Genomic DNA, 21,381 nt, shown 5'->3' on the forward strand with positions numbered 1-21,381 from the left:
GCTGCGCGCGGCCCCCGGTCCCTGGACCTCAGACCTCTTCGATGGAGCCGACGCCCTCGTGGGGCCGGCGGGACAGGTCGATGCCGAGCTCCTCCGCGGCGCGGAAGACCTCCTCGTCGCTCTCGCGGACCTCCTGGGCGGTGCCGTCGCTCGAGAGGACCTCGACGTTCAGGCACAGCGACTGCATCTCCTTGAGCAGCACGCGGAAGGACTCCGGGATGCCGGGCTCGGGGATGTTCTCGCCCTTGACGATGGCCTCGTAGACCTTCACGCGGCCGGAGATGTCGTCCGACTTGATGGTCAGCAGCTCCTGCAGGGCGTAGGCGGCGCCGTAGGCCTCGAGGGCCCACACCTCCATCTCGCCGAAGCGCTGGCCGCCGAACTGGGCCTTACCGCCCAGCGGCTGCTGCGTGATCATCGAGTAGGGGCCCGTGGAGCGCGCGTGCAGCTTGTCGTCCACCAGGTGGTGCAGCTTCAGGATGTACATGTAGCCGACGGAGATGGACTCGGGGAAGGGCTCCCCGGAGCGCCCGTCGAACAGGCGCGCCTTGCCGTTCTCCTTGACCATCCGCTCGCCGTCCCGGTTGGGGCGGTGGTTGGCGATCAGGCCGGTGACCTCCTCGGCCGAGAGGCCGTCGAAGACCGGGACGGCGACCGGGGTGCCGGGCTCGCCGTGGAGGGCGGCCTCGGGCAGCTCGGCGGCGTGCTCGTCCTTCGCGTCGAGGTCCCAGCCGGACTTGGCGACCCACCCGAGGTGCGTCTCCATCACCTGGCCGATGTTCATGCGGCCGGGCACACCCATCGGGTTCAGGATGATGTCCACGGGGGTGCCGTCCTCGAGGAACGGCATGTCCTCCACGGGCAGGATCTTGGCGATGACGCCCTTGTTGCCGTGGCGGCCGGCCAGCTTGTCGCCGTCGGTGATCTTGCGCTTCTGGGCCACGTACACGCGGACCATCTCGTTCACGCCGGTGGGGAGGATGTCGCCGTCCTCCTCGTCGTTGAACACCTGCACGCCGATGACGGTGCCGGACTCGCCGTGGGGCACGCGCAGCGAGGTGTCGCGCACCTCGCGGGCCTTCTCGCCGAAGATGGCGCGCAGCAGGCGCTCCTCCGGGGTCAGCTCGGTCTCGCCCTTCGGGGTCACCTTGCCGACCAGGATGTCGCCCGGCTCGACCTCGGCGCCGATGCGGATGATGCCGCGCTCGTCGAGGTCCGCCAGCACGTCGTCGCCGACGTTGGGGATGTCGCGGGTGATCTCCTCGCGGCCCAGCTTGGTGTCGCGGGCGTCGACCTCGTGCTCCTCGATGTGGATCGAGGTGAGGACGTCGTCCTGGACCAGGCGCGAGGACAGGATGATGCCGTCCTCGTAGTTGTGGCCCTCCCAGGACATGAACGCGACCAGCAGGTTCTTGCCCATGGAGAGCTCGCCCTGGTCGGTGGAGGGGCCGTCGGCCAGGATCGAGCCGGCCTCGACCCGCTCGCCCTGGTTCCACAGCACGCGCTGGTTGTAGCAGTTGCCGGCGTTGGAGCGCTGGAACTTGCCGATCGGGTAGGTCTGACGGGTGCCGTCGTCGGCCATCACCACGATGAGGTCCGCGGAGAGCTCCTCGATGACGCCGCCCTTGGAGGCCACGACCACGTCGCCCGCGTCGACCGCCGCGCGACGCTCCATGCCGGTGCCGACCAGCGGCATCTCGGCGCGGAGCAGCGGCACGGCCTGACGCTGCATGTTCGAGCCCATCAGGGCGCGGTTGGCGTCGTCGTGCTCCAGGAAGGGGATCATCGCGGTGGCGACGGAGACCATCTGGCGGGCGGAGACGTCCATGTAGTCGACGTCGCCCGGCTCGACCAGCTCGGGCTCGCCGCCGGTGGTCCGGGAGAGCACCGCGTCGGCCTCGAAGGTGCCGTCCTCGGAGATCTTCGCGTTCGCCTGGGCGATGATGTGCCGGTCCTCGTCGTCCGCCGTGAGGTAGACGATCTCGTCGGTCACGCGGCCCTCGACGACCTTGCGGTACGGGGTCTCGATGAAGCCGAAGGGGTTGATCCGGGCGAAGGTCGCCAGCGAGCCGATCAGACCGATGTTCGGACCCTCGGGGGTCTCGATCGGGCACATGCGGCCGTAGTGGCTGGGGTGGACGTCACGGACCTCCATGCCCGCGCGGTCGCGGGAGAGGCCGCCGGGGCCCAGCGCCGAGAGGCGGCGCTTGTGGGTCAGGCCCGAGAGCGGGTTGTTCTGGTCCATGAACTGCGAGAGCTGGGAGGTCCCGAAGAACTCCTTGATCGCCGCCGTCACGGGACGGATGTTGATCAGGGTCAGCGGGGTGATCGCCTCGACGTCCTGGGTGGTCATGCGCTCGCGGACGACGCGTTCCATGCGGGACAGGCCGGTGCGGACCTGGTTCTGGATCAGCTCGCCCACCGCGCGGATGCGACGGTTGCCGAAGTGGTCGATGTCGTCGGTCTCGACGCGCACGGGCTTGTCGTCGACGCTGGTGTACTCGGTCAGGCCCTCGTGCAGGGCGACGATGTACTTGATCGCGGAGACGATGTCCTGCAGCCGCAGGGTCGACTCGGAGAGGCTGCCGTCCAGGCCGAGCTTCTTGTCGATCTTGTAGCGGCCGACCTTGGCCAGGTCGTAGCGCTTGGCGTTGAAGTAGAGGTTGTTGAGCATCGCCTCGCCGGCATCGCGGCTGGGCGGCTCGCCCGGGCGCTGCTTGCGGTAGATGTCCATCAGGGCCTCGTCCTGCGAGGAGATGCGGTCCTTCTCCAGGGTGGAGCGCATGGACTCGAACTCGCCGAACTCCTCGAGGATGTCGCTGTGGGACATGCCGAGGGCCTGCAGCAGGGTGGTCACCGACTGCTTGCGCTTGCGGTCGATACGGACGCCGACCTGGTCGCGCTTGTCGACCTCGAACTCGAGCCAGGCACCGCGGGAGGGGATGACCTTCGCGGAGAAGACGTGCTTGTCGCTGGTCTTGTCGATGCTCTCCTCGAAGTACACGCCGGGGGCGCGCACGAGCTGGGAGACGACCACGCGCTCGGTGCCGTTGATGATGAAGGTGCCCTTGTCGGTCATGAGCGGGAACTCGCCCATGAAGACCGTCTGGGTCTTGATCTCACCGGTCTCGTTGTTCATGAACTCCGCGATGACGTACAGCGGAGCGGCGTAGGTGAGGTCCTTCTCCTTGCACTCGTCGACCGTGTACTTCGGGTCGTCGAAGGTGTGGTCCCGGAAGGACAGGGACATGTTGCCCGCGAAGTCCTCGATCGGGGAGATCTCCTCGAGGATGTCGGCGAGACCGGAGGTCTGCGGGACGTCCTCCACGCCGGCGGCGGCGGCCGCGGCCGCACGCTCCTGCCAGCGCTCGTTGCCCAGCAGCCAGTCGAACGACGTGGTCTGCAGGCTCAGCAGGTCGGGGACCTCGATCGGGTCACCCAGCTTGGCGAAGGTGACGCGCGGCGAGGCGGTGCGCGAGGCGATGTCGGTGGTGAGGGTGCTCGAGGCAGCCAAGAGGTGGGTCCTTCCACGGGCCGATGACGGATTCCCAGGCGCGGCGAGACCCAGAGGGTGGATCAGGGGGTGGTGCTCAAGGACCTGCGGGCGTCGCACAGCGCAAGGAACGAGCATACACAAATACGCGGATGGACACAAGGGTCCGCGAGGACCTGGTCCATCCGCGTCGACCGCCATATGTCTGGCGCGGAAGGCGACGGTCCCCGCCTCTCTGACTCAAGGGGATCCGCACGGCCACCGGGCTGCTGCCCGGGCGGGGATCCCGACGACGGGGACGACGTCGTACCCGAAGAGTGTGACCCCTCCCCGCCCGGCGAGTCAAGCAGGACGGCCCCGGCGCGTCGGGCCCGGGGGCAGGACGCTGCCGGAACCCGGCCGGCGGCGCCGGATGCGGGCCGGACATGCGGACGGGCCGCCCCGCGCGATGCGGGACGACCCGTTCGAGCCGTGTCACGGGCTCGGCAGCGATGCGGGCGCTCGGCGCCCGGGGATCACTTGACGGAGACGGTGGCGCCGGCGCCCTCGAGCTTCTCCTTGGCGGCGTCGGCGTCCTCCTTCTTGACACCCTCGAGGACGGGCTTGGGGGCGCCGTCGACGAGCTCCTTGGCCTCCTTGAGGCCGAGCGAGGTGAGGGCGCGCACCTCCTTGATGACGCCGATCTTCGCGGAGCCGGCGGACTCGAGGATGACGTCGAACTCGGTCTTCTCCTCCTCGGCGGGGGCGTCCCCACCGGCGGCGCCGCCGGCGGCGGCGACGGCCACGGGGGCCGCGGCGGTGACGTCGAAGACCTCCTCGAACTGCTTCACGAACTCGGAGAGCTCGATGAGGGACATCTCCTTGAAGACGTCGATGAGCTCGTCGTTGCTGAGCTTCGCCATGGTGGCGTTCCTTCCTGTCGTGGGGACCGTGTCGGTTCGGCCCCGTCGTCTGGGGTGGCGCATGCGCGCCGGGTCCTGCGGTTCCATCGCCCCGGTGGGGCTCCGGTGGTCAGCGCTGGGGCTGGGGTGATGCTCGGAGGTCTGAGCCGGGGCTCAGGCCTCCTGCTTGGCCCGCAGCGCGTCCACGGTGCGCGCGGTCTTGGACAGCGGCGCCTGGAACACGGCGGCGGCCTTGGACAGGTTCGCCTTGAAGGCGCCTGCGGCCTTGGACAGCAGCACCTCACGGGACTCGAGGTCCGCGAGCGCCTGGACGTCCTTCTCCGAGAGCGCCTGGCCCTCGAAGTAGCCGGACTTGAGCACGAGCTGCTGGTTGCTCTTGGCGAAGTCACGCAGGGCCTTGGCGGGGGCCACGGGCTCGCCCTTGATGAAGGCGATCGCGGTGGGACCGCTGAGCTTGCCCTCGAAGGCGTCGATGCCGGCCTCGCGGGCGGCGATCTCGGTGAGCGTGTTCTTCACCACGGCGTAGGTCGTCTCGGGACCCAGTGCACGGCGCAGCTCCTTGAGCTGCGACACGCTGAGCCCGCGGTACTCGGTGATGACGGCGGCGTCGGAATCACGGAACAGCTCCGTGATCTCGGCGACGGCGTCCACCTTCTCGGGGTTCGCCATGGCCCTCCTTCCAGAGGTCTCTCGCCGACGGCTGAGGGAGCCCCGGACGCGGAAAAGGCCTCGACACGCAGGTGTCGAGGCCTCGGGACGCTCCGGGCGCACGGCGGGCCGGGGCCTGCTCGGGCGCGATCGGGCGATCGTCGCGTCATCACCTGCGCGGGCCGTCCCGTACGGGAGTCCTTCGGTCGTCCTCGGGGTCGAGGGCGACGACCGGCGGTCTTCGGTATCTCAAGGCTAGCCCAGCCCCGAGGGTTCTCGCCACGGCGCGGACGGCGTCGTGCGTCACACGCCGACCGGGGACGACGTCCCGTGGCCCGGTCGCATGTGATACTCCTCACCGTAGCGGCGCAAGGTGAGGGGACCTCCGTCCCCCGGCGCGCCACGGGCTCCACCTCACCGGCCCGGGGCGACGACTCCACCCACCATTCATCGAACCATCGAATCCGCAGGTCCGCGAGGGGCAGGAGGTCCCGCGGCCATGACGGACCAGGACCGACGAGCGCCACCCGGCGACCGCGGGGCCCGCGGGTGCCCGGTCGGGCACCTCCGTGCGGCACCTCTGCTCCGGGCGCTGACCAGCGACGGGGCTCACACCGGGGACCAAGGTCGGGGCTCCGGCGGCGCTCCGGACCGGGCCCCTGACGGCCCGCTCCCCCGCTGCCTACGGTCGAGGGGACGGGATCGCAACGGCCCCGTGGACCACCTGCACAAGGAGCGGGAATGACCACCTCAGAGACCACCCGGAGCACCACGGAGGACACCGTCGGCGCGATGATCGACGAGCTCGCCCAGGCGGGCCGTCACGCGCTGGCCGCCTACGACGCCTACGACCAGGAGCAGATCGACCGCATCGTCCACGCGATGGCGATCGCGGGCCTGGACCAGCACATGCCGCTGGCCTCCCTCGCGGTCGAGGAGACCGGCCGCGGCCTGTTCGAGGACAAGTGCGTGAAGAACATGTTCGCCACCGAGTACGTCTGGAACTCCATCCGGCACGACCGCACCGTCGGCGTCATCGCCGAGGACACCCAGCGCGGCATCACCGAGGTCGCCGATCCCGTGGGCGTGGTCGCGGGCGTCACCCCGGTCACCAACCCCACCTCGACCGTCATGTTCAAGGCGATCATCGCGGTGAAGACCCGCAACCCGATCATCTTCGCCTTCCACCCCGGCGCGCAGCGCTGCTCGGCCGAAGCCGCCCGCGTGGTGCGGGACGCCGCCATCGCCGAGGGCGCCCCCGAGAACTGCATCCAGTGGATCGAGGAGCCCTCCCTCGAGGCGACCTCGGCGCTGCTGAACCACCCCACCATCGCCCTCACCCTCGCCACCGGCGGCGCCGGCATGGTGCGCGCCGCGTACTCGACCGGCAAGCCCGCCCTCGGCGTCGGCCCCGGCAACGTGCCCGTGTACGTGGACCGCAGCGCCCCGATCGCCCGCACCGTGAACGACCTGGTGCTCTCCAAGACCTTCGACAACGGCCTGATCTGCGCCTCCGAGCAGGCGGTGTTCGTGGACCGTCCCGTCTGGGACGCGGTGCTGGAGGAGTTCCGGGCCGACGGCGCCTACCTGGTCACCGGCGACGAGCTGACGCGGCTGCGGACCGTGATGGTGGACGGGACCGGCCACATCTCCCCCGCCATGGTGGGGCTCAGCGCCCGACGCATCGCCGCCGAGGCCGACATCGAGGTGCCCGAGGGCACCTCCCTGCTGCTGGTGCGGATCGACGAGGTCGGCCCCGAGGACCCCTTCTCCCGCGAGAAGCTGTGCCCGGTGCTCGCCATCAGCCCGGTCGACGGCGCCGAGGACGGCTTCACCCGCTCCGCCGCGCTGCTCGAGTTCGGTGGGCTCGGCCACACCGCCGTCATCCACACCGCCGACGCCGCCCAGGAGCGCGCCTTCGGCCTGGCCATGAAGGCCTGCCGGGTGATCGTCAACTCCCCCAGCGCCCTCGGCGGCATCGGCGACGTCTACAACGGGCTGATCCCCTCGATGACCCTGGGCTGCGGCAGCTACGGCCACAACTCGATCTCCCACAACGTCAGCGCGGGGGACCTCATCAACGTCAAGCGGATCGCGGAGAGGCGCACCAACATGCAGTGGTTCAAGGTCCCGCCGAAGACCTACTTCGAGCGCTACTCCACCCAGTACCTGCAGGACATGCCGGACCTGGAGCGCGTCTTCATCGTCTCCGACCCCGGCATGGTCACCCACGGCTACGTGGACGTGGTGATCGACCACCTCCGCCGCCGGGGCGACGGCGTCGCCTGGACCGTGTTCTCCGACGTGGAGCCCAACCCCTCCTCGACCACCGTCTTCGCCGGCGCGCAGCGGATGGCGGAGTTCAAGCCCGACACGATCATCGCCCTCGGCGGTGGCTCGGCGATGGACGCCGCGAAGGGCATGTGGCTGTTCTACGAGCAGCCCGAGTCCAGCTACTTCGGCATGAAGCAGAAGTTCATGGACATCCGCAAGCGCACCTACCGCTTCCCGACCCTGGGCGAGAAGGCCACCTTCGTGGCGATCCCGACCACCGCCGGCACCGGCTCGGAGTGCACCCCCTTCGCGGTGATCACCGACGCCGAGACCCACGTGAAGTACCCGCTGGCGGACTACGCGCTGACGCCCGATGTGGCGATCGTGGACGCGCAGTTCGTGGACACGGTGCCTCCGCGCACCGCGGCCGACTCGGGTCTGGACGCGCTCACCCACGCGATCGAGTCCTACGTCTCGGTGATGGCCAGCGACTACTCCCGCGGGCTGTCGCTGCGGGCGGCCCAGCTGCTGCTGCAGAACCTGCGGGCCGCGGTGCTCGACGGTGACCTGGTGGCCAAGGAGCGGGTGCACAACGCCTCGGCCCTGGCCGGGATGGCCTTCGCCAACGCCTTCCTCGGGATCGTGCACTCGCTCTCGCACAAGTGCGGGGCCGAGTTCGGCCTGGCCCACGGCCGGACCAACGCGATCTTCCTGCCGCACGTGATCCGCTACAACGCCTCGGCGCCCTCCAAGCGAGCGATCTTCCCCAAGTACGAGTCCTTCCGGGCCGATCGCGACCTCGCCGAGCTGGCGCAGGCGCTGGGGCTGCCCGCGGCCACCACCGAGCAGGGCGTCGCCTCCCTGATCGCGGCGGTCACCGAGCTCGCCGAGGACCTCGGCATCGACATGAGCTTCGAGGCCAACGGCGTCAGCCGGGAGCAGCTCGAGGAGAGCGTGGACCGCCTGGCCTACCGGGCCTTCGAGGACCAGTGCACCACCGCGAACCCGCGCCAGCCGCTGGTGAGTGAACTGCGGGACCTCATCGAGGACGCCTGGGCCGGGGAGCTGGGCTACAGCGCCCGCCGTCGCGCCGAGGGCGCGACCGCCGTCGAGGCCGAGGACGCCGTGGAGGCGCCCACCGCCTGACCTCCCGCCCGCACGACGACGGCGCCCCGCCCACCGGATCGGTGGACGGGGCGCCGTGGGCGCTGATCAGATCAGACTGCTCAGGAGTCGGAGTCCTCGGTGAGGTTCCGGGTGCGGTTCACGTCGACCGGGATGCCGGGGCCCATGGTGGTGGACACCGTGATCTTGGTGATGTACCGACCCTTGGAGGCGGAGGGCTTGAGACGCAGGATCTCCTCGAGCGCCGCCACGTAGTTCTCGGCCAGCTGCGCATCGGTGAAGGAGGCCTTGCCGATGATGTAGTGCAGGTTGGCCGCACGGTCGGTGCGGAACTCGATCTTGCCGCCCTTGATGTCGGACACGGCCTTGGCGGTGTCCATGGTGACGGTGCCGGTCTTCGGGTTCGGCATGAGGCCGCGGGGGCCCAGCACGCGGCCCAGACGACCGACCTTGCCCATCAGGTTGGGGGTGGCCACGGCCGCGTCGAAGTCGGTCCAGCCACCGGCGACCTTCTCGATCAGCTCGTCGTCGCCGACCTCGTCGGCGCCCGCCTCGAGGGCGGCCTCGGCCTGCGCGCCGGAGGCGAAGACGATCACGCGGGCCGTCTTGCCGGTGCCGTTCGGCAGGTTGACGGTGCCGCGCACCATCTGGTCCGCCTTGCGGGGGTCCACGCCGAGACGCATCGCGACCTCGACGGAGGCGTCGAAGTTCTTCGAGGCGGTCTGCTGGGCCAGACGCACGGCGTCCAGCGGCGAGTACAGGCGGCCTTCCTCGATCTTGGCGGCGCTGTCCTTGTAAGCCTTGCTACGGAATGCCATGTCGTCAGTCCTCCACCGTGATGCCCATGGAACGAGCGGTGCCCGCGACGATCTTCGCCGCGGCGTCCATGTCGTTCGCGTTCAGATCAGGCATCTTGGTCTCCGCGATCTCGCGGACCTGAGCCTGGGAGATCGTGCCCACCTTGACGGTGTGCGGGGTGGCGGAGCCCTTCTGCAGGCCCGCCGCCTTCTTGATCAGCTCGGCGGCCGGGGGGGTCTTGGTGATGAAGGTGAACGAGCGGTCCTCGTACACCGTGATCTCGACCGGGATGATGTTGCCGCGCTGGTCGGCGGTCGCATCGTTGTAGGCCTTGACGAACTCCATCATGTTCACGCCGGCAGCGCCGAGCGCGGGACCCACGGGCGGCGCAGGGGTTGCCTGGCCGGCCTGGATCTGGAGCTTGATGATGCTCGCGATCTTCTTCTTGGGAGCCATTGCTCTTCCTTACTGTGTCGTGGTCCGGGCGGAGCTCATCAAGCGCTCCTCCCACACGGCCGCTCCCGGAGGGGAACGACCGGGTCCACCCGGCCGGGGCCGGACGGACCGACGGCCACCTCGCGCACGGAGCGCTCGGCGGCCGGGTGCGACGCTACCTGCACGTCGCGTCGACGTCGACGGGGAAGGGCCCCGAACGGGCACGGATCACAGGATCGCGCACCGCCGGGGCCGCTCCCCCACCGGCGCGGGGCCGGCGACGTCGGGGATCGGGGTCGATCAGATCTTGGCGACCTGGTCGAAGGCCAGCTCGACGGGGGTCTCGCGGCCGAAGATGGAGACCAGCACCTGCAGCTTCTGGTGCTCGCTGTCGATCTCCGAGATGGAGGCCGGCATCGTCTCGAAGGGGCCGTCCATGACGGTGACGGACTCGCCGATCTCGAAGGCGGGCACGGCCTTCGGGGCCGCGGCCTTGGAGGAGGCGGAGCCACCGGAGGAGCGCTTCTTCTCGGGCAGGCCCACGGAGGGGGCGAGCAGGGAGAAGATCTCGTCTAAGGACAGCGGGGTGGGGTCCGTCGCGTTGCCCACGAAGCCGGTGACGCCGGGGGTGTCGCGCACGACGCGCCAGGACTCGTCGGTGAGGTCCATCCGCACCAGCACGTAACCGGGGATGCGCACGCGACGGACGACCTTCTTCTGGCCGTTCTTGATCTCGGTGGCGTCCTCCATCGGCACCTCGACCTGGAAGATGTACTCCTCCATGTCCTGGGTCTCGATGCGGGTGGTGAGCTGGGTGCGTACCCGGTTCTCGTGGCCGGAGTAGGAGTGGATCACGTACCACTCGCCCGGGGAGACGCGCAGCTGGCGGCGCAGCACCTCGACGGGGTCCTCCTCCTCGGCCTCCTCGGCGGGGGCCTCGGACGGGGCATCAGAGGGCTCGTCGGCGGCGTCAGCCGAGTCCGCGTCGGCGGTGTCCTCGGACTCCTCCGCGAGGGGCTCCGCGGCGATCTCGCCGGTGGCCTCGTCGACCTGCGGCTCGGCGGCCTCCTCGGCGGGGGCGTCGGCATCCTGCGACTCCGCGGCGACGGAGGAGAACGACAGCGAGTCGTCGACGTCGTCGTAGGAGTCCTCGGGGGTGGAGGTCTGCTCGTTCACCGGCGTGAACCTGCCTTCCTGGCGGCTGGGGCGGATCGACGGGCAACGTCGGATCCCGGATCGAAGAGGTGGTCGGGTGGGCTGGGGCTCGCGCCCGGCGTCACTCCGGCTCGGCGAAGGTGAGGGTCGAGAGCCAGGAGAAGGCGGCGTCGAGGCCGAAGATGATCAGGATCATCACCGCCACGAAGGCGAGCACGGTGATCGTGTAGACGATCAACTCGCGACGGGTGGGGACGACGACCTTGCGCAGCTCGGCGATGACCTGGCGGACGAACAGCGCGATCGCGGCCAGCGGATTCCGGGGCCCGGCATCCCGGCCCTCGCCCCGCGCGGGCGCGGTCCGGGCGTTCTGGCTGGAGTTCACGTGTGCCCTGTCCGATCTGCTGATGGTCGTCGGCCCCCGGTCGGGCGGACCCGTCCGGACGGGCAGGGTAGACAGGACTCGAACCTGCAACCTGCGGTTTTGGAGACCGCTGCGCTACCAATTGCGCCACTACCCTCCGCGGGGGAGGTGCCCCGCGGATCCGTCGTCGCACGCCCCGGGTCGGGGCGTCCGGCATCGGACCAGCGACCAGCATACAAGTCCCGCGGGGGCGGGGCGAATCGGTCCGGGGCACGTCACACGGCGCGGGCCGGATTCCCGGGCCGTTCCCTGGCACCTCCCGTCCTGCTCTGCCACGATGGGCCTCGTGAGCACCGACGACGCCCCCATTCCCGCCCGTCACGCCGCCCCCGCCGCCGCGCGGGAGCGGATCTCCCGCCGGATCGGGGCCATCGCCCCCTCCGCGACCCTCGCCGTGGACTCGACCGCGAAGGCCCTCAAGGCGGCGGGGCGCCCCGTCATCGGCTTCGGCGCCGGGGAGCCGGACTTCCCCACCCCGCAGCACGTCGTCGACGCCGCCGCCGAGGCCGTCCGCGACCCCCGCAACCACCGCTACACCGCCGCGGCCGGCCTGCCCGAGCTGCGCGAGGCCGTGGCCGCGACCGTCGCCTCCTCCACCGGTCTGGAGATCGAGCCCGCCCAGGTGCTCATCACCAACGGCGGCAAGCAGGCCGTCTACCAGACCTTCGCGACCCTGCTGGACCCGGGCGACGAGGTCATCCTCCCCGCTCCCTACTGGACCACCTACCCCGAGGCGATCCGCCTGGCCGGCGCCACCGAGGTGGAGGTGCTGGCCGGGGCCGAGCAGGACTACCTGCCCACGATGGAGCAGCTCGAGGCGGCCCGCACCGAGCGCACCCGCGCGGTCCTGCTGTGCTCCCCCTCCAATCCCACCGGCGCCGTGATGAGCCCGGAGCAGATCCGGGAGCTGGGGCGCTGGGCCCTCGAGCACGGCATCTGGGTGATCACCGACGAGATCTACCAGCACCTCACCTACGACGGCGTGGAGTTCACCTCCGTGCTGGCCGCGGTGCCGGAGCTGGCCGAGACCACCGTGATCCTGGGCGGCGTCGCCAAGACCTTCGCGATGACCGGCTGGCGGGTGGGCTGGATGGTCGGCCCCCGCGACGTCATCACCGCCGCCTCGAACCTGCAGAGCCACCTCACCTCCAACGTGAACAACGTGGCCCAGCGCGCCGCGGTCGCCGCGCTCACCGGCCCCACGGAGCCGATCGAGGAGATGCGCCTGGCCTTCGACCGGCGCCGCCGCACCATCGTCGAGAAGCTCTCGCAGGTGCCCGGCTTCACGGTGCCCACCCCCACCGGCGCCTTCTACGCCTTCCCCGACGTGACCGGGGCACTGGGCCGCAGCATCCGCGGCACCGAGGTCACCACGAGCGCCGAGCTGGCCACCGCGATCCTGGAGCACGCCGAGGTGGCCGCCGTGCCCGGCGAGGCCTTCGGCGCCCCCGGTCACCTGCGCTTCTCCTACGCCCTGGCCGATGAGGACCTCGCCGAGGGCATCGACCGCGTGATCGCCCTGCTCTCCGAGTGAGCCCGGGTCCTGAGGGCTGCCGCGACCTGGCGGCTCTCCCCAAGGCGCACCTGCACCTGCACTTCACCGGGTCGATGCGCCCGGCCACCCTGCAGGAACTGGCCGCCGAGCGCGGCCTGCGCCTGCCCCGCTCGCTCACCGACCAGGTGGCGCTGCAGGTCGAGCCCACCCGCCGCGGCTGGTTCCGCTTCCAGCGGGAGTACGACACGGCCCGCGCCGTGGTCGACTCGGAGGCGGCGATGCGGCGGCTGTTGCGGGAGGCCGTCGAGGACGACGCCGCCGAGGGCTCCGGACGGCTCGAGCTGCAGGTGGACCCCACCAGCTACGCGCCCCACGTGGGCGGGCTGACCCCCGCGCTGGAGATCGTGCTGGACGAGGCCGAGGCCGCCGAGCGCGCCACCGGGGTGAGCCTCGGGATCGTGGTGGCCGCCTCCCGCACCCGGCACCCGCTGGACGCCCGCACCCTGGCCCGGCTGGCCGCTCGGAACGCGGGACGGGTGGTGGGCTTCGGCCTCTCCAACGACGAGCGCCGCGGCGCCACCGCCGAGTTCGCCCCCGCCTTCGCGATCGCCCGCGACGCGGGCCTGGCCTCCCTCCCCCACGGCGGGGAGCTGCTGGGTCCCGCCCACGTCCGCGACGTGGTGGATCACCTGCGTCCGGATCGGCTGGGCCACGGGGTGCGGGCCGCCGAGGACCCGGAGCTGCTGCGGCGGGTGGTGGACCTCGGCATCGGACTGGAGGTCTGCCCGGCCTCCAACGCCTCCCTGGGGGTGGTCGCCGAGCCGGAGGACGTGCCGCTGCGCCGCCTGGTGGACGCCGGGGCACGGGTGGCGCTCGGCGCCGACGACCCGCTGCTGTTCGGCTCCCGGCTGCTCGCGCAGTACGGGATAGCCCGGCGGATCGGCTTCACCGACATCGAGCTGGCCGCGCTGGCGGCCGACTCGGTCCGGGTCTCCCGCGCCGAGGACGCCACCAAGGACCGCCTGCTGGCCGGGGTCGACGCCTGGCTGGCCGCTCCCCCACCCGCCTGAGCCCCGTCCGGGTCAGGGGTCCGGCTGACTCAGCGGTCCTGGCCGGCCCCCGCCGAGGGCAGCGCGAGGAAGCTCGCGGGGGCCTCCCGGCCCGCCGCGGCGAAGGCCTCCGCGATGGCGGCGGCGACCGCCTCGGCGCGGTCGGCCTCGACCAGGGCGATGGTGGACCCGCCGAAGCCTCCACCGGTCATGCGGGCCCCGTGGGCGCCCGCGGCGCGGGCCGTGTCCACCGCGAGGTCCAGCGCGGGCACGGTGACCTCGAAGTCGTCGCGGAGGGAGTCGTGGGAGGCGTCCAGCAGGGCGCCGAGCTCCGCGACGTGCTCGCGCACGGTGCCGGTGGCGAGCAGCGCCTCGGTGTCCCTGACCCGCTGGATCTCGGTGACGACGTGGTGGGCGCGGCGCCGCACGGTCGGATCCTCGATCGCGGCGAGGGACTGCTCGAGGCCCGCCGGGTCGATCTCGCGCAGGGTGGCGACGCCCAGGGCCTCGGCGGCCCGCTCGGTGTCGGCACGGCGGGCGGCGTACTCGCCGTCCACGTGGGAGTGCTCGGCGCGGGTGTCGGTGATCAGCAGCGCCAGGCCCTGCCCGGCGAGGTCCCACGGCACCGGCCGGGTGGAGAAGTCGCGGCAGTCCAGGGCCAGGGCGTGCCCGGCCTCGGAGAGCACGGAGGCGGCCTGGTCGAGCCCACCGGTGGAGGCGCCCGCGAACGCGGTCTCCGCGGTGATCGCGGCCCGGACTCGCTGCAGCGGGGAGGTGCCGAGGCTCAGCAGCGACTCGATGGCCTCGGCGGCCGCGCACTCCAGGGCGGCGGAGCTGGACAGACCCGCCCCGAGGGGCACCTGCCCGTCGATCAGCACGTCCATCCCCTGCGGGGCGGCCCCGGAGATGTGGGGGCGCAGCGCCCACAGCACCCCGGCCACGTAGGCGGGCCAGCCCTCGACGGCGCCGGGCTTCAGCTCACGGGCGTCGACGTCGAGCTCGACGGAATCCTGGGCCGAGCGCAGCCGGATCCGGTCGGTGGGGGTGCGGGCGGCGGCCGCGAAGCAGCGGTGGGAGATCGCCATCGGCAGGCAGAGCCCGTCCTGGTAGTCCACGTGCTCGCCGATCAGGTTGACCCGTCCCGGCGCGGACCAGACCCCGTCGGGGCGGTAGCCGAAGGAGGCGGTGAACAGCTCCTCGGCGCGGGCGGCGGCCTGCTCCCGCTCGGGGGCGGCGGAGAGCACGGGGGGCTCGAGGGTCATGGGGTTCCTCCGGTTGCGGGACGGCTCTCGGGCCGGGCGGCCGACCCCGGTAGCCTACCGAGCCGCCCGCGGCGGGGCGCGGGCGGGGCTCTCAGGCCGGGCGGATCGCCACGAAGGTCACCGAGGGCGCCGGGATCGGCTCGGCCGCCGGCGCCAGCTCCTCGCCGCGGCGGCGCAGCAGGTCGATGCGGTCGTCCTCCTGCGCGGCGACCAGCACCAGGTCCCCGTGCTGGGTGAAGTGGCGCGGATGAGCCCCCACCGGCACCTCGGTGACCAGCTCGGGACGCATCCCGGCCAGGGAGAACAGGGCGAGGGTGTCGGGGCCGCGGTTGGCGACCAGCAGCGCCTCCTCGTCGGCGGTGAGCTCGAGATGGGAGACCGCGTCCTCGACGTCGGTGCGGGTGGCCGGCACCACCGAGCTGACGCTCCAGGCGTATTCGGGGCCGCGCATCATCTGCAGCCCGCCGACGGGCTGGGGCACCTGGCGGCGCACCGCGGCGGCGACGGCGCCGGAGCGCTCGCAGGACACGAAGAGCTGGGAGGACTCGTGGTCGGCGGTGAGATGACGGGGGCCGCTGCCGCGCGGCAGGGAGATCTGGGACTCCAGGGCGATCTGCCCGGCGTGGTCCTGGCGGTAGAGGAAGATCCGGTCCAGGCCCAGATCCGGAACCGCGATGAGTTCGCTGCCGTCCAGCGGACGCACCTGGTGGGGATGCGGCTCGGCGCCCTCGGCGACCTCGTGGTGGTCGTCGAGGTCGATCGCCTCGGTGGGCATCCCCTCCCCGTCCAGGGCCACCGTCTCCACGCTGCCGGAGCCGTAGTGGGCGATGAGCAGCGTGCCGGGGCGGCGCCCCGGGGACAGGTGGCAGCCACCCGAGCCGGTCAGGGCGAGCTCGGCGCGCAGCTCCAGCGCCGGGGCGTCCTCGGCGCCGGTCACCGCGAGGGCGAGCAGGCGGCTCGGGGAGGTCTCCAGCACCGCGTAGAGCAGGGCGCCGTCCTCGCTCCAGCACAGGGCGGAAGGGTCCTCGGCGCGGACGGTGGCCAGCCTGCGGATCCCGGGGCGATCCCCGGAGGCGTCCAATGCCCAGAGCCCGATGCCCTCGCCCCTCCCCCGACCCTCGCTCGTGTAGCTGCCCGTGGCGAACAGGACGGAGGGTCTCTCGGCGGCGGGACGCATGGCGGTCTCCTAGTGCTCGGAGGTGGTCTCGCGCTGCCCGGTGGTGGTGTCGAGATCCTCGAACATCGAGGGGGACAGCGCCGTCATCTCACTGGTCATGGTAGACGGCTCGACCACCGGGATGCCGCTGCGGGTGCGCAGGCGGCTCGTGCCCAGGCTGCTGCGGCGACGCCGCAGGGTGGTGAAAGGCATCGAGATCATCGGGGTGTAGGCGATGGAGGTGCGGCGGGAGCGGGTGACGATGCGGGCGGCGACGATCTGGCCCAGCACGGCCCCGGCGGCGATGCCGACCGCGATCTCCCCGGCGCTGAACAGTTCTGCGGAGCCCTCGGTCATGTCGTCGCCGAGCTCGAGCAGGCCCCGGTAGATGCGGCTGCCGGGCACCAGCGGGATGACGCCGGACATCACCAGCACCATGGAGGGCACCCGCAGCCGGTCCCCGAGGGCCAGCGCGGTGGCGCCGACCAGGAAGGCCACGAATCCCACGGCGTAGGTGCGGTCCACCACCTCGGTGAGCAGCTGCGCGGTCACCGAGGCCAGGGCCGCGATGGCGGCGGTCCAGACCAGCTGCTTGAGCGGCACCTGGGTGCCGACGCCGTAGCCGAGGCCCATCAGGGCGCCGGAGACGACCAGGGTCAGCACCGTGCTCAGCGAGATCGGCAGCGCCGCGGTCACCGAGACCTCCGCCCCGACGATCTCCACCAGCAGCAGACCGGCCCTCACGCCTGCGACGATGCCGACGGTGAGCATGAGGGTCTCCAGGATCCGGCCCGCGGCGGTGATGTACCAGCCGGTGACGGCGTCCTGCATGGCTCCGATCGAGGTGAGCCCCGCCAGCAGCACGATGATGCAGGCCACGACCACGATCGAGGAGTTCTGGGTGGGGTCGATGAAGGTCACGATCATCGCGGCCACCACCCCGACGAAGCCGCCGAAGGCCTGGCTGTAGAACTTCGGGATCCGCTGGCGCACCATCACCGCCTCGGCGAAGATGCCGACGCCGGCGGCGAGGGTGGCGGCGATGACCACCAGCGGCGAGGCGCCGAGACTGAAGGCCGCGCCGGTGCCCAGCAGAGCGAAGCCGGCCACCACCAGGCCGAGCCGGTAGGGCGGCTTGGACTGCGGGATCGCGGCGGCCTCCCGGCGGGCCTCCTCGAGGGACAGCTCACCGGCGATGTAGCCGTGGGTGATGTCCTCGAAGGCGGCCAGGCGGGTGAAATCCTGCACCCGCTCGTTGGCGGCGCGGACCCGGGTGAAGGGCGCGGACTCCTCGTCGGCCAGGTAGGAGATGGTGACCTCGTCGAAGGTCACCTGCACCGAGACGTTGCGCAGGCCCGAGGAGCTGGTGATCCGCAGCACGGTCGCGGTGACCTCGGAGGCGGCGGCGCCGTTGGTGAGGAGGCCTTCGCCCACGCTCATGGCGAGGTCGAAGACGGCATGCAGGCGTGCGGTATCGGTGGGCACGGGCCTGATCGTGCCACACTGGCGACCGTGCAGACCACCGAGCAGAACGCCCCCGAGACCCCCTCCCCGCGTGCCGTGCTGGACGCCCTCCTGGAGGGCAACGCCCGCCTCGCCGGGAACGCCCCGACCGGCCCCCGTCGGGACCCCGCCCGACGGGCCGCGCTGACCTCCGGGCAGGCACCGCGGGCGGCCGTGCTGGGCTGCGCGGACTCCCGGGTGCCGGTCGAGCTGCTGCTGGACCAGGGCTTCGGCGACGTCTTCGTGATCCGCAACGCCGGGCAGATCCTGGACCGCACCGTGCAGGCCTCCCTGGAGTACGCGATCACCCAGCTGGGGGTGTCCGTGGTGCTGGTGCTGGGGCACGAGTCCTGCGGGGCCGTGGGCGCCGCCGTGGCGGACCTCACGGGCGCCGATCCCCTGCCCGGGGCGATGCCCGCCCTGGTGGAGGGCGTGCGCGGCCACCTGGATCCGGAGCATCCGGCCGAGGGGGCCGTCGAGCGCCACGTCGGCGCGACCGTCGCGGCGCTGCTGCGGGACTCCGAGCTCGCCCGCGCCGCCGTCGAGACGGGGGACCTGCTGGTGGCCGGCGGCGTCTACGGGCTCGAGGAGGCGCGGGTGCGCCTGCTGGAGGATCCGGGGATCACCGGCGCCTGAGGCGGGGAACCGGCGGCGGCGTCGGCGTCGGCACTCAGAGGTTCGGAGAGCCGGAGAGCACGCCGATCGCGAGGGCCATCACCAGCATCACGGCGGTGTCCGTGACCCGCGAGCGCACCGCCAGGGCACCCACCGCGCGGGTGGGAAGCAGCAGCCGGACCGCGGCGAGCACGAGCAGCAGGGCCGCGATCAGCAGTCCGGCGAGCACGGCGTGCCCCGCGATCCCGATGACCACGCAGACCGCCAGCAGCGGCAGCGCGATCGTCAGCACCGCCTGCCGCCGGAAGGCGGCACGCAGGGTGAAGGGCGACGCGGCGGGGCTCCGCGGCGGGGTCGTGGGCTCGGGCACGGAGGCCATCCTACGGTCCGCCCCCGGATAGGCTGATCGGGTCGGCGACGAGGCCGACCCGGACCCCAGGAGGACCCTGCCGATGTCGCTGACGACCCAGCACGGCGCGCACCCCGCTCCCCGCCCCGAGCACGACCTGCTCGGCGACCGCGACGTCCCCGGAGACGCCTACTACGGCATCCAGACGCTGCGGGCGCTGGAGAACTTCTCCATCACCGGCGTGCCGCTGGCCCACTTCCCCCGCCTCATCGAGGCCCTCGCCCAGGTCAAGCGGGCCGCCGCGCGCGCCAACCGGCGCCTCGGGGTGCTCGACGCGGAACGCGCGGACGCCATCGATCAGGCCTGCGCCGAGATCATCGACGGCGCCCTGCACGAGCACTTCGTGGTCGACATGATCCAGGGCGGCGCGGGCACCAGCACCAACATGAACGCCAACGAGGTGATCGCGAACCGGGCGCTGGAGATCCTGGGCCACGAGCGCGGCCAGTACGAGCACCTGCATCCCAACAACCACGTGAACCTCGGCCAGTCCACCAATGACGTGTACCCGACGGCGGTGCGACTGGCGATCCTGCTGTCCTTCCCCGCGCTCGCCGAGGCGATGGACCAGCTCATCACCACCCTGCGCACCAAGGGCGAGGAGTTCTCCGAGGTGCTGAAGATGGGCCGCACCCAGATGCAGGACGCGGTGCCGATGACGGTGGGCCAGGAGTTCCACGCCTGGGCGACCACCATCGAGGAGGACGTGGAGCGGCTGACCCGCACCTCCCGGCTGTTCCGCGAGATCAACCTGGGCGCCACCGCGATCGGCACCGGCATCACCTCGGACCCGCGCTACGCGCAGATGGCGACGGCGGAGCTCGCCGAGCTCAGCGGGATCGAGTTCTCGGTGGCGGCGGACCTGGTGGAGGCCACCAGCGACACCGGCGCCTTCGTCACCTTCTCCGGGGTGCTCAAGCGGATCGCCGTGAAGATCTCGAAGATCTGCAACGACCTGCGCCTGCTCTCCTCCGGCCCCCGGGCGGGACTGGCCGAGATCACCCTGCCGGCCGTGCAGCCGGGCAGCTCGATCATGCCGGGCAAGGTGAACCCGGTGATCCCGGAGGTGGTCAACCAGGTCGCCTTCGAGGTGATCGGCAACGACCTCACGGTCACCTTCGCCGCCGAGGGCGGGCAGCTGCAGCTGAACGCCTTCGAGCCGGTGATCTGCTTCAACATCCTCGAGTCCACCCGCATCATGACCCGCGCGATGCGGACCCTCTCCGAGCGCTGCATCGCCGGGATCACGGTGAACACGCAGACCCTGGAGGACTACCTGCACCGCTCCATCGGTGTGGTGACGGCGCTGGTGCCGGTGCTCGGCTACGCCGCGGCCACCGAGATCGCCCAGCAGGCCCTGGCCACCGGGCGTCCGGTGCGGGAGCTGGTGCTGGAGAGCGGCCTGCTGGACGAGCAGCGCCTGGAGCAGCTGCTCTCCCCCGCCTCGATGACGCATCCGGTGCGGCCCACGGCCACCGGCACCCTGCCCTCCCTGGCCGCGGCGCAGGACCCGGTGATGGAGTCCGGGGAGATCACCCGGCTGCCGGCCGAAGGTGACGGAGGGCGCTGAACGCACCGCGGGGCCGGCCGTGACGACCGGACCCCGCGGTGAGCGGTCAACGCAGGAGCCTCACTCGTCGGCCTCCTCCTGCTTGCCGCGCATGACCAGCTTCGGGTCGGGGACGCCGACGACCTCATGGTCCTTGTCCTCGTACTCGAACTGGCTGAGGAAGTACCGCATCGCGTTCAGCCGCGCGCGCTTCTTGTCGTTGGAGCGGATGATCGTCCACGGCGCGTACTTCTTGTCGGTGCGGCGGAACATCTCCTCCTTCGCCTGGGTGTAGGCCTCCCAGCGGTCCAGGGACTCGAGGTCCATCGGGGAGAGCTTCCAGCGGCGCACCGGGTCGAGCTGGCGGATCGCGAAGCGGGTGCGCTGCTCCTTCTGGGAGACGGAGAACCAGAACTTCGTGAGGTGGATGCCGGAGTCCACCAGCATCCGCTCGAAGTGCGGCACCTGGGTCATGAAGGTCTCGTACTCGGAGTCCGAGGCGAAGCCCATCACCCGCTCCACGCCGGCGCGGTTGTACCAGGAACGGTCGAACAGCACCATCTCGCCCTCGGTGGGCAGGTGCTGGATGTAGCGCTGGAAGTACCACTGGCCGCGCTCGCGGTCGCTGGGCTTGTTCAGGGCCACCGTGCGGGCGGTACGGGGGTTCAGGTGCTCGGTGAAGCGCTTGATGGTGCCGCCCTTGCCGGCGGCGTCGCGGCCCTCGAAGATCACCACGGCCTTCTGGTCGTTGTCCTCGAGCCAGTACTGGAACTTCAGCAGCTCCACCTGCAGGCGGTACTTCTCCAGCTCGTACTCGTCGCGGTCCATCCGCGTCTCGTAGGGGTACCCCTCCTGCCAGGTGTAGACGGGGTTGCCCTGGGGGTCGATGAGGTCGGGGTCGGGCGAGTGCCCGTCGCGGACCGTGTATCCCTCGTCCCGCAGGTGCTCGATGTACTCGCGCAGGTTCTGGTTGTCAGGGATCTTCACGGGGCGCTCCTCCATCGGTCGCTGGGTATGCACCCAGGGTAGGCCTCCGGGATGACCTGGAGGTGAACCACCCGTCCCGCGGACCGTGACGCGGGACGGGTG

At 71.5% G+C, this 21,381-nt stretch carries 17 protein-coding genes and 1 tRNA gene; 5 read left to right on the plus strand and 13 right to left on the minus strand.

Annotated features, from left to right (window positions below):
• Positions 1-28 precede the first annotated feature (28 nt).
• The 3 genes from rpoB to rplJ form a co-directional block, all read right to left on the minus strand.
• Positions 29-3,514, minus strand: a complete 3,486-nt coding sequence (rpoB, locus tag OM98_RS00205) for a DNA-directed RNA polymerase subunit beta (RefSeq protein ID WP_010532541.1) — start codon at positions 3,512-3,514, stop codon at positions 29-31.
• Between the two features lie 494 nt (positions 3,515-4,008).
• On the minus strand, positions 4,009-4,395 hold the full coding sequence (rplL, locus tag OM98_RS00210; RefSeq protein ID WP_010532542.1) for a 50S ribosomal protein L7/L12: 387 nt from the start codon (positions 4,393-4,395) through the stop codon (positions 4,009-4,011).
• 153 nt (positions 4,396-4,548) lie between these two features.
• Positions 4,549-5,064, minus strand: coding sequence for a 50S ribosomal protein L10 (gene rplJ / locus OM98_RS00215; RefSeq protein ID WP_010532543.1), 516 nt, complete (start codon positions 5,062-5,064; stop codon positions 4,549-4,551).
• Between the two features lie 720 nt (positions 5,065-5,784).
• Here rplJ and adhE point away from each other — a divergent pair.
• Complete coding sequence (adhE, locus tag OM98_RS00220; RefSeq protein WP_010532544.1) at positions 5,785-8,463, plus strand: bifunctional acetaldehyde-CoA/alcohol dehydrogenase; 2,679 nt, start codon at positions 5,785-5,787, stop codon at positions 8,461-8,463.
• Between the two features lie 80 nt (positions 8,464-8,543).
• Here adhE and rplA read toward each other — a convergent pair whose 3' ends face one another.
• The 5 genes from rplA to OM98_RS00245 all read right to left on the minus strand — a co-directional run bounded on the left by rplA (position 8,544) and on the right by OM98_RS00245 (position 11,351).
• Complete coding sequence (rplA, locus tag OM98_RS00225) at positions 8,544-9,260, minus strand: 50S ribosomal protein L1 (RefSeq protein WP_010532545.1); 717 nt, start codon at positions 9,258-9,260, stop codon at positions 8,544-8,546.
• A gap of 4 nt (positions 9,261-9,264) precedes the next feature.
• Positions 9,265-9,696, minus strand: a complete 432-nt coding sequence (gene rplK / locus OM98_RS00230; RefSeq protein ID WP_010532546.1) for a 50S ribosomal protein L11 — start codon at positions 9,694-9,696, stop codon at positions 9,265-9,267.
• Between the two features lie 279 nt (positions 9,697-9,975).
• The gene (nusG, locus tag OM98_RS00235; protein ID WP_010532547.1) at positions 9,976-10,851 is read right to left on the minus strand and encodes a transcription termination/antitermination protein NusG; all 876 of its coding nucleotides are present in this window, start codon (positions 10,849-10,851) and stop codon (positions 9,976-9,978) included.
• 100 nt (positions 10,852-10,951) lie between these two features.
• Complete coding sequence (gene secE, locus OM98_RS00240; RefSeq protein WP_010532548.1) at positions 10,952-11,215, minus strand: preprotein translocase subunit SecE; 264 nt, start codon at positions 11,213-11,215, stop codon at positions 10,952-10,954.
• Between the two features lie 63 nt (positions 11,216-11,278).
• Positions 11,279-11,351: transfer RNA gene (locus OM98_RS00245), tRNA-Trp, on the minus strand.
• 189 nt (positions 11,352-11,540) lie between these two features.
• On the opposite strand from OM98_RS00245, the gene OM98_RS00250 reads away from it, so the two are divergent.
• Together OM98_RS00250 and OM98_RS00255 are read left to right on the plus strand one after the other, a co-directional pair.
• Entirely contained in the window at positions 11,541-12,788 is a 1,248-nt protein-coding gene (locus OM98_RS00250) for a pyridoxal phosphate-dependent aminotransferase (RefSeq protein WP_010532549.1), read from the plus strand.
• Entirely contained in the window at positions 12,785-13,819 is a 1,035-nt protein-coding gene (locus OM98_RS00255; protein WP_010532550.1) for an adenosine deaminase, read from the plus strand. The genes OM98_RS00250 and OM98_RS00255 overlap by 4 nt, the downstream gene beginning before the upstream one ends.
• A 29-nt stretch (positions 13,820-13,848) precedes the next feature.
• Here OM98_RS00255 and galK read toward each other — a convergent pair whose 3' ends face one another.
• The 3 genes from galK to OM98_RS00275 form a co-directional block, all read right to left on the minus strand.
• A complete protein-coding gene (galK, locus tag OM98_RS00260) occupies positions 13,849-15,060 on the minus strand; it encodes a galactokinase (protein ID WP_010532551.1) in 1,212 nt (403 codons plus the stop codon).
• A 91-nt stretch (positions 15,061-15,151) separates the two neighbouring features.
• Entirely contained in the window at positions 15,152-16,237 is a 1,086-nt protein-coding gene (locus OM98_RS00270) for a lactonase family protein (RefSeq protein WP_010532552.1), read from the minus strand.
• 9 nt (positions 16,238-16,246) lie between these two features.
• Positions 16,247-17,701, minus strand: a complete 1,455-nt coding sequence (locus OM98_RS00275) for a threonine/serine exporter family protein (protein WP_010532553.1) — start codon at positions 17,699-17,701, stop codon at positions 16,247-16,249.
• Between the two features lie 27 nt (positions 17,702-17,728).
• On the opposite strand from OM98_RS00275, the gene OM98_RS00280 reads away from it, so the two are divergent.
• On the plus strand, positions 17,729-18,355 hold the full coding sequence (locus tag OM98_RS00280; RefSeq protein WP_010532554.1) for a carbonic anhydrase: 627 nt from the start codon (positions 17,729-17,731) through the stop codon (positions 18,353-18,355).
• Between the two features lie 34 nt (positions 18,356-18,389).
• On the opposite strand, the gene OM98_RS00285 is transcribed toward OM98_RS00280, so the two are convergent.
• Complete coding sequence (locus OM98_RS00285) at positions 18,390-18,713, minus strand: DUF3017 domain-containing protein (RefSeq protein WP_010532555.1); 324 nt, start codon at positions 18,711-18,713, stop codon at positions 18,390-18,392.
• A gap of 73 nt (positions 18,714-18,786) precedes the next feature.
• Here OM98_RS00285 and OM98_RS00290 point away from each other — a divergent pair, with 73 nt between their 5' ends.
• Positions 18,787-20,313 carry an aspartate ammonia-lyase gene (locus OM98_RS00290; RefSeq protein WP_010532556.1) on the plus strand — a complete coding sequence of 509 codons (1,527 nt, stop codon included), beginning with the start codon at positions 18,787-18,789 and terminating at the stop codon, positions 20,311-20,313.
• A 60-nt stretch (positions 20,314-20,373) separates the two neighbouring features.
• On the opposite strand, the gene ppk2 is transcribed toward OM98_RS00290, so the two are convergent.
• On the minus strand, positions 20,374-21,279 hold the full coding sequence (ppk2, locus tag OM98_RS00295; protein WP_010532557.1) for a polyphosphate kinase 2: 906 nt from the start codon (positions 21,277-21,279) through the stop codon (positions 20,374-20,376).
• Between the last annotated feature and the right edge of the window lie 102 nt (positions 21,280-21,381).

Origin of the sequence: Brachybacterium squillarum M-6-3, assembly GCF_000225825.1 — a bacterium.
Classification (GTDB): domain Bacteria; phylum Actinomycetota; class Actinomycetes; order Actinomycetales; family Dermabacteraceae; genus Brachybacterium; species Brachybacterium squillarum.